We start from the raw sequence: 15,280 nt of genomic DNA, 5'->3' as shown, positions 1-15,280 counted from the left end.
TACCCTCTTTCTTTCGCACACATACGTTCCCATATTTCTATCCATTGTAGCATACTTTGCGATTTAAAAAAAGTGTTCCCAAAAACAGAACTACGAGCTTAGGTCTTTGATAAAGGCCCAAACTCGTAGCATATTTTCTCTGTGTATTAGCGATTGATAGATGCTTGACCAATCATTTCTTCATGTTGTACTTGGCCTGATTTACTTAATGAGAAATCAGCCACTTTGTCCGTATTCGTTAGCACAACTAAGACATCTGTTTGTTTACCTGCTTGTTCAATGGCACTGAGATCCATCTCTGCTAGTTGTGTCGTTGGCGAGACCGGATCGCCTTCTTTCACAAGAACATTGAATGGTGCACCCTTTAATTCGACAGTATCAAGTCCCATGTGAACAAGAACTTCTACACCGGTTTCACTTAGAATACCGATGGCATGTTTTGTTTCAAATACACTAGTTACTTTACCATTTACTGGCGAATAGATTTTTTGATTGTCCGGAACGATCGCATAGCCCTCACCCATCATTTTTTGTGAAAAAACTGGATCATTCACTTCTGTAATTGCTTTGATTTTTCCGTCTGCAACGGCGAATAACTCTTCATTGGCAGTGGCTACAGCAGTTGTTCCTGCGGCTTCAAAGTTTTGTGTAGGAATCGATACGCCTTCCGCAGTTTGTAATACACTTACTTCTTCTGGATTGACTGGATCTAATTTGTTCAAGATCCCTTTACGTCTAAATACTACAGTTAAACCAAATGGTACGATGATTGCGATGATCATTGCAATCGTGAATGGTAACCACGTTTGTGCTTGGATTGCTAAGATTCCTGGCAAACCACCGACACCGATCGCATTTGCTCGAACATCCATCAAGTTCGCAAACATTCCTGCCACACCAGAACCGATCATTGCAGCTACAAATGGATACACATATTTCAAGTTGATCCCAAACATAGCTGGTTCCGTTACTCCTAGATAACAAGAAATCATCGCTGGAATAGAAACTTGTTCTTCTTTTTTATTGCCGCGATGCAAGAAGATGATTGCAAGTACGGCAGATCCTTGTGCAATATTTGACAATGCGATCATTGGCCATAAATTGGTTGAACCAAAGTCAGCAATCAACTGCATATCGATGGCATTTGTCATATGGTGTAATCCTGTAATAACTAGTGGTGCATATAAGAAACCAAATAACGCACTGAATAACCAGCTGATCGATGAAGTCAAGCCAGTATTCACGATTGATGAAATCCAGTTACCGATTGCCCAACCGACTGGACCTAACACTACATTAGCCGCGATAACAGTTGGTAATAGTGAAAACAGTGGGACAAAAATCATTGAGATCGATTGTGGGATATACTTACGGAAGAAAATCTCTAAATAAGCAAGTAAGAACCCGGCAAGCATCGCTGGAATGACTTGCGCTTGGTAACCAATCATTTGTACTTGTGCAAAGCCAAAGTCCCAAAATGGGATATCTGCAGCGGCAGTTGAAGCGACACTATAGGCATTTAATAATTGCGGTGAAACCAAAGTAATCCCTAAAACAATTCCTAAAATCTGTGTCGTTCCCATTTTCTTTGCAATACTCCAAGTGATCCCTACAGGTAGGAAATGGAAAATCGCTTCCCCAGGTAGCCATAAGAATGAATTCACACCATTCCAGAATGTTGAACTTTCTGCAATCGTTCCACCTAAACTCTCGAACTGAATGCCTTCCAATACGTTACGGAACCCTAAAATCAATCCCCCAACAATGATTGCTGGAATCAATGGTGTGAAGATTTCAGCTAGAACTGCAATTGCTCGTTGCAACGGATTAAGATTCTGTTTTGCAGCAGCTTTACTTTGTTCTTTTGAAACGCCTTCAACTCCTGATACCGCAACAAAGTCGTTATAAAATGTTGAGACATCATTGCCGATGATCACTTGGAATTGACCGGCATTGGTAAACATTCCTTTTACACTGTCAATCTCTTCGATCTCAGCTTCATTTGCTTTTGCAGGGTCATTTAAAACAAAGCGCATACGTGTCGCACAATGGCTGACCGCAGCAATATTTTCTTTCCCGCCGACTCCCTTTAACAGCTTCTCGGCATCTGCTTGATATTTCCCCATAACATAAACCCCTTTCATTTGACTTGTTTATACAAGTTGCTTTGTACTCACACTATAATGTTTTTCTCAACAAATTGCAAGCGTTTTATGCTAAAAACATAAATAACTTGTAATCGTTATTATCCTTGTTGTAGAAACATCTTCCTTCTATCCACATCCAGTTTGAAATCTCCATATAGCTGTAGTATAGTTTATAAGCGAAGAACGAACGATTGCCTAAAGGAGAGGACCGATGAATAAATTTAATGAAATTTTTTTAGACTTAGAAAAGAAAATCTTAGATAAAGAGTATCCTCCTCATACTTTACTCCCCAGTGAAAATCAATTGATCAAAATTTATGGTGTTTCACGGGAAACAATTCGTAAAGCACTTAATCTATTGACGACAGAAGGATATATTCAAAAGAAACAAGGAAAAGGATCGATCGTTTTAGACCGAAATCGTTTTGATTTCCCGATTGCTGGACTAACAAGTTATAAGGAACTTCAAGAAAATCAACATATCCCGAGTGAAACGATCGTAAAAACACTTGAAGAAACTGTAGTCGACAACGAATTACACAAAGTAACTGGCTGGGCAGTCAATACACCTGTCTGGCATTTAGTCCGCCAAAGAAAAATCAATGGCGAAGTCGTGATTTTAGATCGGGATTATTTATTAAAAGAAACCGTACCTACTTTAACCAAGGAACAAGCAGCCAATTCGATTTATGAATACTTTGAAAATGAGCTAGCTCTCTCCATTGCCTATGCCCAAAAAGAAATCACTGTCGAACCAATCGATGCCAGTATTTCAGAGTCGATGGACCTCCATGACGATCCTTATGTCGTAATTGTCCGTGGCCTCGTTTATTTAGAAAATACTGAATGCTTCGAATACACTGAATCGATCCACCGCCTCGACAAATTCCGGTTCGTGGAATTTGCACGAAGAAGAAGGTTGTGAGAAAGCCGTTCAGCTCCGAGTAGTAAGACGGAACGTGAGAAAATAGCTTCTCATATTTTTTCACGTTTTGACTTACTATTGAAGGAGTTGGCTTTCGAACACCGTTTATCTAGGTTGTGAAAGAAGCGATTAACACTAAGGCAGAAGACAGAAAAATCGAAAATGGCTGTTTCATTTTTGATTTTTTTGGCTTATGACCGAAGTGTTGCTTCTTGAACACCGTTTATCTAGGTTGTGAAAAAGCCCAGTAGCTCAACGTAATTAGGTAGCAAGTAAAACCTGTTCGTTAAATTTCCGCTAAATTTCTAGGCTATCCTCCCTACTTAAAGCAGATTGTTTGCTTCTATTTCAGATGGCAGTATGATTAGGAGACAAAGGGGGCTGTATCAATGAGTAAACCAACCGACACAAACAAAGAGGACTTAAAAGAAACATTATCTCCGATTTCTTATGCAGTGACACAAGAAAATGCGACAGAACGTCCATTTACTGGAGAATACGACGATTTTTATGAAAAAGGGATCTATGTCGATATTGTCAGCGGCGAACCGCTTTTCAGTTCTGCAGAGAAATATGATGCAGGCTGTGGCTGGCCAGCTTTCAGCCAACCCATCAGCAGAAAAGACGTCAAAGAAAAAGCGGATTTTTCTCATGGGATGCACCGAGTCGAAGTCAGAAGTAATGAAGCCGACTCCCATCTTGGACATGTTTTTAATGATGGACCCGCAGATAAAGGTGGCTTACGCTATTGCATCAACTCTGCTGCCTTGAAGTTTATCCCTTATGAAGAAATGGATGCTGCTGGTTACAGTGAATATAAATCAATTGTCGAATAAGTCGAATGTGATAAAATCACATCGCTCCGAAAAATAAGCCTGAACCTCCGGAAATTGTTCTAATTTCTTGAGGTTCAGGCTTATTTTTGAAGGTGCGCTATAACTTTTATATGATCAAGATCCTTAATACTCGTGCCCATGGAGATTGCCCACTTCTTCAAAACCAGCAGCCTTCCCCTTTTGATGAAAGATTTCTTGCTTGTTTTCTCGGACAATCAAGGTCATCTCTGTACTCGCTTTTTCACGGATGATCCGACTCATTTGACCTTGTTGTGGCGCCATCAACGCATGCCCTTCTTTTGCTAACACTTGCATTTCTAGTTCAATATTTTTTTGCTGTATTCGAATGATCAGATGCTCCTCTTCACGGAAAATCTCCGAAATTTTGGCACCATCATAGGTGGATAAGCGATATTCTTCCCCACCGACTTGCAAAACCGAAATGATTCCTAAAAAACGAAAACCTAAAAACGGGATCTCTGCTGCGGAAAAGAAAAAGCGAGCATCCGAATCGCTAAACTGATTGCATTGGACCCATAAATAGGTTGCGGGAAAGGAACTTCCCCAGTCCTTTTCTAAATATCCGATTCCATTTGTAAAATCAATCAATTGACCGTTCCAACTCAACGTTCCTTCTAACGAATGCTTCATGCTTAAAATTCCGTGATAGCATTCCATAAAAGATAAATAAGAGAAAGGTCCCATGATACTCGGGGCATAGCGACTCCTTTTTAACGGAGTAAACTCTCCATAAGAAATCGTTCCTTCAATCGTCAATGAGGGGCTACGTAAAGCTAGTGTGATTCCTTCCTCACTAAATGTATTCTCACCGATTTTCACAAATAAACGATCTTCGCTTGCCATGAAGACTTCACGATCAAAATGAAAGACTTCCGAAGACTCATGATTGATCACTTGGATAAACGGGCACTTTTCTCCTTGTTCTCCAATGGAGTAACCCGGAATAAATGCGTAGACTTCATCGCCGATTTGATGCTTAAAATACCAACCTTCAAAGAACGGCGCTTTTTTCGTTTCACCATGATAAAACTTATCCGTTGTAATCACTTCGTCCACTCCCTTCAGCTAGATTAAGTTTACCATGTTTTTTTATAGCTTATAGCCGATACGCTTGACTCTAGGTCATGAACTAATGTAACCAGAAAAAACACATGATCCGTTTCTTGCTACTCGGATCATGTGTTTTTGATTTCATTCACCTAGATACAGATGTCCACGATTTTAGGACAAAAGATCTGGCCATTTTTTCAACGCCTGATTGACTGCGCCGATCGGAAAGCCGACAATACTATAGTAATCGCCAGAAATCGACTCTACGAAAGCCCCTGCGTAACTTTGAATGCCGTACGCCCCAGCTTTATCACGGTGATCGCCAGTTGCTAGATAGCGCTCGATCTCTTCATCGGTCAATTCATAAAAAGTGACTGATGCTTGGGAAAGGATGCACTCTTCTTGCGTCCCATCAGTTATTACGACGGCTGTGTAGACGTCGTGTGTCGTACCACTGAAGTTGCGTAACATCCGTTTTGCCTCTTCATCATCCTCCGGTTTACCAAGGATTTCGTTTCCTAGAACTACGGTAGTATCACTAGCAATGACTAACGTTTCTTCATTATTTTGTACAGCAGCTGCTTTTTCTGCTGCCATTCGTTGAACATAAGCAACTGGGTCTTCTTTTGGCTTAGGCGTTTCATCAATATCTGCCGGTTGGATCGAGAATTCTGGCACTAATCTTTCGAGTAATTCTTTTCTTCTAGGCGACTGTGAAGCCAATACTATTTTCATCAAAAACTTCCTTTCCGAATCTCGCGGATCAATGCGGATCTTGGATTCGTTTAAACATTCGTTCCATGTCGGAATTCGTAAAGTGGATCAATACCGGACGACCATGAGGACAGTTGAATGGATTCTCACATTTTGCTAAGTCTTTTAATAAGACCCTCGCTTGTGCTTCGTTCAAGTAGTGATTCGCTTTGATCGAGCGTTTACAGCTCATCATGATTGCTGTGGCTTCTCTGAATTTCTTCACACTCACTTCACCCGTTGTCAATAACATGTCGATCATCCCTTGAATGATCGATTCTTCTTCCCCACTTGGATACCATGTCGGATGCGCTCGCACGATAAAACTATTCTGACCAAATTCTTCCAGATAAATGCCTGCCTCTTCCAATAGTTCTTTCTTCTCTTTTAACTTGATTGCATCACTATTAGGATAGTCTAAAACAAAAGGCACGAGTAATTCTTGCAAATCATCTGAAACATCGCCGATTTTTTCACGGAAATATTCATATTTGATCCGCTCTTGCGCAGCATGTTGGTCAATGATGTATAAGCCTTCATTGCTTTGAGCAAATAGATAGGTTCCATGCATTTGGCCAAAATATTCAAGATGTGGGAAGCGTTGTGTTGGTACTTCCTGCTCGACTTTACTGATTGCTTTCTCCAACATTCGGCTATCTTGACTCATGTCAAACTCGGGATGCAACTTGGTTTCTTCTTGCTCAAATCTTGGTTCTTCCTCTATGCTTTTCTCTTCTACTGATGCTGTTCGTTCTTCTTGTACTGAGTAGTTATCAACAGTGGATAAATGATTTTGTTGAAAGTTATCCACTGGTTTTTCTACAAAGTTATCAACACTTTCACCAGAGTTATCCACCGTTTTTTCCTCTTTTTCTGGATAATTCAGTGTATCTTCAGAAAAAACAGAAGAGTTTTCAACATTTTCCACAGACTTATCAACAGGGTAGGCTGGTTTTTGTGGATTTTCTTCCACGTAAAATGTACCTGTCTGGCGATCGAAATTTAAACTTTGCGGTTTCTTTGGTGGTTCCTCAAACGCATAAGAAAGATCGATTTCGATTTGTTCTGTTTTAGGTTGATCGGCAATTTTTTTCTTGAAGCGCAAATTGTCTGCTGCACTAGGAATCAGATTTTCTTGACTTAGTGCTTGTTGAATCGCTTGTGCAATCAATTCAGTCAATTCTTTTTCCTTCGATAGACGAACTTCTTGCTTCGTTGGATGAACATTCACATCGACAAGCAACGGGTCCATTTTGACTTCTAAAACAGCGATTGGAAAACGACCAACCATCAGTTTAGAACCATAACCTGCCACGATTGCTTTGTTCAAGGAAAAGTTCTTGATAAAACGACCGTTGATGATCGTTGAAAGATAATTACGACTCGCACGAGTGACTTCTGGTAAAGAAATGTAACCAGAAACTTCAAAATCTAGATCGTTTGCTTCAACCTTCAACATTTTTTTCGCTGTCGCCAAACCATAGATTCCGGCAATCGTTTGTTTCAAATCTCCGTTGCCAGCTGTTGCTAACATCTTGTTGCCATCATGGACTAAGCGAAAAGCGATGTCGGGATGGCTCAACGCTAGTCGATTGACGATATCGCCTATATTTGCCAATTCCGTTTGTAATGTCTTGACGTATTTTAACCGTGCAGGCGTGTTAAAAAACAAATTGCTCACTGTGATTTTCGTACCTTGTCTCAATGGAGCAGGGCGATGTGTCAACACTTCCCCACCTTTTAATTCAAGATAGGTCCCTTGTGTTTCATCATGATTAGCTGTCTCGATCGTCAATTCAGAGACAGAAGCAATACTAGGAAGAGCTTCCCCTCGGAACCCTAATGTCCGAATACGGAACAAGTCATCACGGTTATGGATTTTACTCGTCGCGTGACGTTTGAACGCATTTTCAACGTCTTCTGCTAAGATTCCTTCACCATTATCGATGATTTGGATTTTTCGTAAACCGGCTTCTTCTACGAGAATATAGATTTGAGAGCTATGGGCATCAATGGCATTTTCAACAAGTTCTTTCACCACAGAAGCAGGTCGTTCAACAACTTCTCCTGCGGCGATTTGATTGGCCAAGCGTTCGGATAATTCTTGGATCTTCGCCATCGATCAGCACCTTCTTCCTATAATTGTTTTTGCAGTTCGTACAATTTATTCAACGCATCCATTGGGGTCATTTCTAAGAGATTCAATTGTTTCAACGAAGAAATGACCTGAGTTTCAGCTTCCGTCACTTCGCCAAATAAGGACAATTGTTGACTCTCTTCGTTGACATGATGCGTTTCTTGATCTGTTGGTGTCATTGAATAGTCACGTTTTTTCGTGACAGATGCTTCAAGAGCAGAGACATGATGTGTCGTCTCCCCTGACTCTAAAAAGGCTAAGATCGCAGATGCACGTGTCAATAATTCATCTGGCAGTCCCGCAATCTTAGCTACATGGATCCCGTAACTTTTGTCTGCTGGACCGTCCATCATCTTGTGTAAAAACACGACGTCGCCATCTTTTTCGACTGCACCAACATGGACATTTTTCAATTGCGGCAATTCCGTATCAAGCACTGTCAACTCATGATAGTGCGTAGAAAACAATGTCTTGGCTTTAACGTGTTGATGGATATACTCAATGATAGCTTGTGCTAATGCCATACCATCGTAAGTGGCTGTTCCTCGACCGAGTTCATCAAATAAAATCAAACTGTTCGGTGTCGCATGGCGCAACGCTTGGTTGGCTTCCATCATTTCTACCATAAAAGTACTTTGTCCTGCAATCAAATCATCACTTGCACCGATTCGAGTAAAGATTCGATCAAAAATCGGCAACACTGCTTTTTGTGCAGGAACAAAACAGCCCATCTGAGCCATCAAGACCGTCAATGCCAACTGACGCATATACGTACTTTTACCAGACATATTTGGCCCAGTGATCAACAAGATCATCTCTTCTTCCGACATGATCACACTATTCGGAATATATTCTTGATGCCCCAACACTTTTTCTACCACCGGATGACGTCCTTCTTCGATGACTAGTGTCTTTTGGTTGGTCAATTCTGGACGAACGTACTGATAACGTTCACTGATCGTCGCAAAACTTTGTAAGACATCTACAGTACTCAATGATTTTGCTAAGGTTTGCAATGACTGGATTGCTTTTTTCACTTCTTCTCTAACAGCTAAAAAGAGTTGGTATTCTAGATCTACTGATTTTTCTTCCGCTTCTAGAATCTGTGTTTCTAATTCTTTTAATTCAGGTGTGATAAATCGTTCTGCATTGGCTAAGGTTTGTTTACGTTCATATTTTTCCAGTTCAGCATTCATCAAATTCGCTTTCGTGATTTCAATATAGTAACCAAACACTCGATTAAACCCAACTTTTAAATTTTTGATCCCTGTACTTTGGCGTTCGCGCGCTTCTAATTCTGCTAACCACTGTTTGCCATTTCTCATCGCAGAACGATAGGTGTCTAGCTGTTCATTGAAGCCATCTTTGATGACGTTTCCTTCAGTGATTTGCAAAGGTGCATCCTCTTGGATCGCTTGTTCGATCAGTTCCACTAATGAATCCATTGGCTGCATATCTGTTAATAACTCTGTCCATTGCCCTTGATCGATGCCTTCAATCAACCCGCGAATCATCGGTACTTGCTGCAATGATGTTTTTAACTGGATCAAATCTCGACCATTGACGTTACCAAATGCGACACGTCCAGCTAAACGTTCTAAATCATAGACTTTCGTCAACGCACTCTGTAAATCAAGACGTTCAAAATAACTATTGATCAGCGATGCCACCATTTCTTGCCGAGCATTGATTTGATGGGATTGGATCAGCGGACGATCAAGCCATTGTTTTAGCAGACGTCCCCCCATCGCAGTTTTGGTTTCATCTAATAACCACAGAAGCGTGCCGTGTTTTTTTCCAGTACGGATCGACTGGCTTAATTCTAAATTGAATTTAGAATAATAATCCATCTTCAAGAAATGATCTGGTTGGTATTCGACCGCTTTTTGGATATGTGCCAAACTTCTTTTTTGGGTGACTGCTAAATAAGTAAGTAACTTCCCAGTCGCTTCCTTTTCTAATTCATCCGTCAACTCACTCGTTAGAAAATTGAATTCTGCATTTTCTTCTACACTTTCTTGTTTTGAGAAGACTAAGCCAAGTCTTGTGCTTAGTTGTTCATATAACGTTTCACTGATCTCTGTTCCTAGAATCAATTCTTTTGTTTGTAACGCGGAAGTTTCGTTCAAGACAGCTTCTTCGTCAAGTAAGCGGGCTGTTTTTAATTCGCCTGTACTCAAATCGGCATAAGCAAACCCAAAAGCGGAACCTTGATTGACCACCGCCGTCAGGAAATTGTTGTCTTTGGCTGATAGTCCTTTACTATCCATCACTGTTCCTGGAGTCACTAATTGCACGACTTCGCGTTTAACCATTCCCTTGGTCGTTTTAGGATCTTCGACTTGTTCACAAATCGCCACTTTGTATCCTTTTTCGATCAAGCTATCGATATATCCTTGCGCCGAATGATGCGGGACACCACACATTGGGATTGGATCATCTGCATTGCGATTTCGGCTGGTTAATGTCAGTTCTAAGATTTGTGCTGCTTTGACAGCATCTTCATAAAATAATTCATAAAAATCTCCGAGACGATAGAACAAAAAAGCATCTTGGTATTGTGCCTTGATGCTTAGATATTGTTCCATCATTGGAGTGTTCTTAGTTTTTTGAGGCATTATGCTCCTCCTCTATATACTCATTGATTTCATTTTGGATCATTTGAGTCAAGTGTTGCAATAACTCATTTGCTTCCATCAATTGACGGCGGTAAGCGATCACTAAAGGATATTCGTCGATAGATTGCGTCAAGACTTCGATCCGTTTGATCGCTTCTTTTTCTGCTTCTTTTTGCCCATAATGCGCATATTGTACTGCATCTTTTTGCGCTTGCTTCAATGCTTCTGTTTGTTGATTCAAGTAACGACTATGTTTCACTTTATGTTCCAATTCTTGATAACGTTTGATCGTTTCATTCTTCTTTAAAAGAGTCGCCAATTGGTCGACTTCTAATTGGATCGTCGTTTTGTCCTGCACATTCCCTCTCGCTTTCTATTCTCTGTAAGGGCGGTCATCGTTGATTTGGATCAATTGGATATCTTTTGCCTGTCCCGTCTGGTCGTCGATGTCCAAGATACAACCACTTAAAAGCCCTCGACCTTGTTCCACCACTTCAAAACGCTTTGGTAAAGCCGTTAAAAATTTTTCAATGACTGGTTCACGGCGCATCCCTAAAATCCCATCATATGGACCCGTCATACCGACATCCGTCAAATACGCCGTTCCTTGTGGTAAGATTCGTGCATCGTTCGTTTGAACGTGCGTGTGTGTACCGACTACAGCAGATACTTTTCCATCTAAAAACCAGCCCATTGCTTGTTTTTCACTCGTCGTTTCTCCATGAAAATCAACAAAAATGATCGGTGTTCTTTTCCGAGCTTCTTCGACTAACTCGGTCATTTTACGAAATGGATCATCTAAATCAACCATAAATGAACGAGCTTGCATATTGATGACCGCCAGTTCCAATTGATTGACTTTGACAAAAACGATTCCTTGCCCAGGCGTTCCTTCTGGAAAATTTGCTGGACGAACCATTTTTTTCGCATCATCGATAAATTCAAAAATATCACGATTGTCCCACGTATGATTCCCCATCGTCACGACATCTACGCCATCTTGCAGAAACTTCTTATAAATTTTCTCTGTGATCCCACGACCTGAAGCCGCATTCTCACCATTCACGATCGTCATTTGTGGACGATATTTTTTCTTCAAGCGAGGGAGATATTCTGTGATCATTTCTCTACCCATCGCACCTACTACATCACCAATAAACAATACCCGCACACGATTTCCTCTTCTCTTCTAACGTATCTTATATTATAAGTGTTTTAGTAAAGAAAGGAAAGAGGTTGTAAAAGAAGCTCTTTTCTAGAATATTAGGAAAGGTAATTTGGAACTAGCTAGCAACAGATTTTTATAACTTTATTCTCTAACTATGTAAATTGATCAAAATTTATTTTTTTATTTTTTTTACTAAGTAAACAATAGATAATGCTAACCCTATGAAGAGCATGAACCAAAGCAGAAATTTAAAAACCAAAACGACGTATACGACGATGTCTCCCATGATATCACCTCCAGAATAAGAAAACGCTCATTAATGTATTTGAAACTCTGAAACCAAATAAACACAGAGGGCATTCAATCAGAAAAATCCTGTTGAATGCCCTCTTTTTAATTAAAATTGTTGCTTAAGTATATCTTCAACCTAAATCAAAGCTAATTCTTTCAAAGCTTTCCAAATACCATCTTGATCATTCGTGTCCGTGACCATTTTTGCTTCCGCTTGGACTTCTGGTACTGCATTGCCCATTGCGACGCCAATCCCAGACATACGCAGCATTTCACGATCATTTTGTCCATCACCAAAACTGATGACGTCTTCTGGGGCAATTCCTACTTGATTGGCTAGATTCATAATCGTTACCGCTTTTGAACCATCATGCGGTACGATATCTACACTGTTCTCATGCCAACGAACAAAACGGATACGATCGTAGGGACTGAATTGTTGATCATAGGAATGATCAAAGAAAGCTAATGCTTGATACACATCCTGTTTTTCCACGAAAAATTCATCTAATTCTGGTAAATGCGCACCAAATGAATGCATCGCATCTTCCATTACTTCAATACGGTTAGATGAAAAGCGTTTGATTGAATCTAAACTAACGAACGCAGTATCAATATCCTTTTCTTGCGCTTCTTGAATAAATTGGTGTAATTGTTCTTGATCCAGCAAATTTTTATAGACTTGTTCATGATCCAAAAATCCGGCTGCACCGTTACATAGAATATAATTGCTAAATGCTAGATCACGGATAACTTCTTGTGCGTGAAAGCGACTACGCCCTGTAGCAATCGTCACTAAATGTCCATCTTTACGTAGTTTTTCCAAGGCTTCCCTTGTACTATCCAACGCCTGTTTGTTGGAGTCTAACAACGTGCCGTCGATATCAAAAGCAATTAATTTGCGTGTCATTCTATCTCGCCTCTCTATAAATACTTACTTGCTTCTCTCGTTGCAAGCTTGCTTAATTCTTTTGTCAATTGTTCTTTTACCCAAAGTGGATTTGTTTTGCTATAGTCCCGCAACGCCCAACCAATAGCCTTTTGAATAAAAAATTCCTTTGTTGAACGATCTGCATCAATCGCTCGTTCGAGTAGAGCGACATCTGTCTGTTCTTTAAACCCTATTTGCAGGGTGATCGCAATTCGTCTTAACCAAAAGTCTTCTTGACCTTCAAATAATTTGAAAACCGCCTCAACTTCTTGGTGAAGTTTTCCCCACGTGCTGTAGACTTTTTGCCAAGAATCGATACTGTCCCACCATTCCTTCTGTGAGACAAGCTCAAGTAACCATACTAAGTTATCAAAAGAAAGGCGTTTGACGTTCTTTTGGACTAAATCGATCGCTAAATACTGATACTCACGTTCTTCCTGCATATAATAATCTTTTACTAATAAAAGTAAGTCTGAAATAGGTATCTTCTGGCTTTCTTTTAAAAGAGCCTTTTGTAGTAACGCTCTTTCTGGCTTAGGAACTCCTGCAAATCGGAAATGATGCTTCATGTAAGCTTCCATCTGCTGAGCTTTTTCTTTATTATTCGGAAAAACAATTGTCTCCAAGGGATGGCCTCCTTCGATTTTTAAAGGAACGAACTAGTCAACATAGGATGATTTTGATTGATTCAACCATGCATAACCTAAACCAATGACTAAACCACCACCAACGTAATTCCCAATCAACGCAAAGGATAGATTGTGGATCACATTACCAACAGTCATCGCATCCATCTGTCCACCTGAAACAAAATAAGCTAATGTAAATGCCGGGAAGTTGGCAATAACGTGTTCATAGCCTAAAAAAGCAAAAATGAAAATAATGAAAACAATTGCTAAGACTTTCCCCGCATCATCTTTCATTCTCATACTGATCAATACCGCTGTATTTACTACAATGTTGGCAAACATTGCTTCCACTAAAATTGTCATTGTCGGTTTCGTCAATTTGACTGCGATCGACTCTAGCATATAATTATCCATCGGCAGATCTTGGAATGGTGTAGTCAAAGAAACTAAAAAGCCAAATAATACCCCACCGATCAAGTTAAATAAAATACAAGTAAACAGAATTTTTGCAGCTAGTCCTAATTTTAATCGCTTACGTTGGACCCCAACTGACATATAAAGCATATTTGAGGTACCAAGTTCAGCATTCATGTATAAAATCATGACTAACGACCAACTAAACATAAACGCATAAAGTATCTTTCCAAATCCATGAGCAATATGCTCACCTTTGATCGCAATCGAAAAAGCAACAGCAGTTCCAAGTGTCAAGAACAAACTGGCTAATAAAGCACGCACGGCATACCGGGCGTAACTATTTCCGATCAAATCAACTTTCTTTTCGATTGATGCCTCAATCTTTTCAAACAACGGTGATACTGGGTTCATCTCTTTTCTCCTTTAAGATTTGTTCAATTATTTTCATGCTTTTGGCATATACCCTCTTATTCTATAGACAGAACTGGGGTTTGTAAAGCTTTTTTGCTACTTATTCTCTTGACATTGATAGGTCATATCGCTTATACTGTAATTCGTGTAAAATAATGCAGCAGAAAAATAATAACTCGTCCCTAGTTTGTTGCCCCGCTTCGGGTTCAATTGCGTAACCGCGGCTGCAAAGGTGAAGATTGAAGAACAAACTATACGATTATGAATTTTTTAACGGATTATTTTACTCCAAAAAATATAGTTATCTATTGGAGGAAATTTTAATGTCTCGTTATACAGGACCATCATGGAAAATTTCTCGTCGCCTAGGTATTTCATTATCTGGCACAGGAAAAGAATTAGCACGTCGCCCTTACGCTCCAGGTCAACATGGACCAAACAGCCGTGGCAAACAATCAGAATACGGTATGCAATTAACTGAAAAACAAAAATTACGTCATATGTACGGTATGAACGAACGTCAATTCCGTAACTTGTTCGTTAAAGCAAGCAAAATCAAAGAAGGTAAACACGGGGTTAACTTCATGATCTTACTAGAACAACGTTTAGACAATGTTGTTTATCGTTTAGGTCTTGCAACTACTCGTCGTCAAGCACGTCAATTAGTTAACCATGGTCATATCATGGTTGATGGCAAACGTGTTGATATCCCTTCATACCACGTTGCAGTTGGTCAAGTGATTTCAGTTCGTGAAAAATCACAAAACATCTCAACTGTAAAAGAAGCAGTTGAAGCAACTGTTGGACGTCCAGCATTCGTAAGCTTTGACGCTGAAAAATTAGAAGGTTCATTGACTCGTTTACCAGAACGTGACGAATTGTACCCAGAAATCGACGAAGCACTTGTCGTTGAATACTACAACCAAAGCCTATAATTCAAAAAACT

At 40.0% G+C, this 15,280-nt stretch carries 13 protein-coding genes; 3 read left to right on the top strand and 10 right to left on the bottom strand.

Features of this window, described 5'->3' with window-relative positions:
- Positions 1–146: 146 nt before the first annotated feature.
- Complete coding sequence (treP, locus tag IGJ14_RS00765; protein WP_019724171.1) at positions 147–2,126, bottom strand: PTS system trehalose-specific EIIBC component; 1,980 nt, start codon at positions 2,124–2,126, stop codon at positions 147–149.
- Positions 2,127–2,358: 232 nt separating this feature from the next.
- Here treP and treR point away from each other — a divergent pair, with 232 nt between their 5' ends.
- On the top strand, positions 2,359–3,072 hold the full coding sequence (gene treR, locus IGJ14_RS00760) for a trehalose operon repressor (RefSeq protein WP_019724170.1): 714 nt from the start codon (positions 2,359–2,361) through the stop codon (positions 3,070–3,072).
- A 389-nt stretch (positions 3,073–3,461) separates the two neighbouring features.
- A complete protein-coding gene (gene msrB / locus IGJ14_RS00755; RefSeq protein ID WP_010734395.1) occupies positions 3,462–3,908 on the top strand; it encodes a peptide-methionine (R)-S-oxide reductase MsrB in 447 nt (148 codons plus the stop codon).
- Between the two features lie 123 nt (positions 3,909–4,031).
- Here the strand turns inward: msrB and IGJ14_RS00750 are convergent, their stop codons facing one another.
- From IGJ14_RS00750 to IGJ14_RS00710, 9 genes are all read right to left on the bottom strand, one after another.
- The gene (locus tag IGJ14_RS00750) at positions 4,032–4,976 is read right to left on the bottom strand and encodes a tocopherol cyclase family protein (RefSeq protein ID WP_019723774.1); all 945 of its coding nucleotides are present in this window, start codon (positions 4,974–4,976) and stop codon (positions 4,032–4,034) included.
- A 174-nt stretch (positions 4,977–5,150) separates the two neighbouring features.
- Positions 5,151–5,714, bottom strand: a complete 564-nt coding sequence (locus IGJ14_RS00745; RefSeq protein ID WP_019723773.1) for a Maf family protein — start codon at positions 5,712–5,714, stop codon at positions 5,151–5,153.
- Between the two features lie 28 nt (positions 5,715–5,742).
- Entirely contained in the window at positions 5,743–7,851 is a 2,109-nt protein-coding gene (mutL, locus tag IGJ14_RS00740; RefSeq protein WP_430608149.1) for a DNA mismatch repair endonuclease MutL, read from the bottom strand.
- 17 nt (positions 7,852–7,868) lie between these two features.
- Positions 7,869–10,457 carry a DNA mismatch repair protein MutS gene (mutS, locus tag IGJ14_RS00735; RefSeq protein ID WP_374952894.1) on the bottom strand — a complete coding sequence of 863 codons (2,589 nt, stop codon included), beginning with the start codon at positions 10,455–10,457 and terminating at the stop codon, positions 7,869–7,871.
- Positions 10,458–10,470: 13 nt separating this feature from the next.
- Positions 10,471–10,845, bottom strand: coding sequence for a YlbF family regulator (locus IGJ14_RS00730; protein WP_019723770.1), 375 nt, complete (start codon positions 10,843–10,845; stop codon positions 10,471–10,473).
- 15 nt (positions 10,846–10,860) lie between these two features.
- Positions 10,861–11,658, bottom strand: coding sequence for a TIGR00282 family metallophosphoesterase (locus tag IGJ14_RS00725; protein ID WP_023518925.1), 798 nt, complete (start codon positions 11,656–11,658; stop codon positions 10,861–10,863).
- 424 nt (positions 11,659–12,082) lie between these two features.
- Positions 12,083–12,856 carry a Cof-type HAD-IIB family hydrolase gene (locus IGJ14_RS00720; RefSeq protein ID WP_019723419.1) on the bottom strand — a complete coding sequence of 258 codons (774 nt, stop codon included), beginning with the start codon at positions 12,854–12,856 and terminating at the stop codon, positions 12,083–12,085.
- A 14-nt stretch (positions 12,857–12,870) separates the two neighbouring features.
- Entirely contained in the window at positions 12,871–13,503 is a 633-nt protein-coding gene (locus IGJ14_RS00715) for a DNA alkylation repair protein (protein ID WP_019723418.1), read from the bottom strand.
- Between the two features lie 33 nt (positions 13,504–13,536).
- Positions 13,537–14,334 (bottom strand): formate/nitrite transporter family protein, encoded by a 798-nt coding sequence (locus IGJ14_RS00710; protein WP_019723417.1) that lies wholly within the window; start codon positions 14,332–14,334, stop codon positions 13,537–13,539.
- Positions 14,335–14,657: 323 nt separating this feature from the next.
- Between IGJ14_RS00710 and rpsD the strand changes: the two genes are divergently transcribed.
- Complete coding sequence (gene rpsD, locus IGJ14_RS00705; protein WP_010734406.1) at positions 14,658–15,269, top strand: 30S ribosomal protein S4; 612 nt, start codon at positions 14,658–14,660, stop codon at positions 15,267–15,269.
- The last annotated feature ends 11 nt before the right edge of the window (positions 15,270–15,280 follow it).

It is taken from the genome of Enterococcus sp. DIV1304_2 (assembly GCF_050555445.1).
Taxonomy (GTDB): domain Bacteria; phylum Bacillota; class Bacilli; order Lactobacillales; family Enterococcaceae; genus Enterococcus_B; species Enterococcus_B pernyi.
The sequence above is the reverse complement of the archived record's forward strand: the minus strand, read 5'-3'. Positions and strand labels throughout refer to the sequence as shown.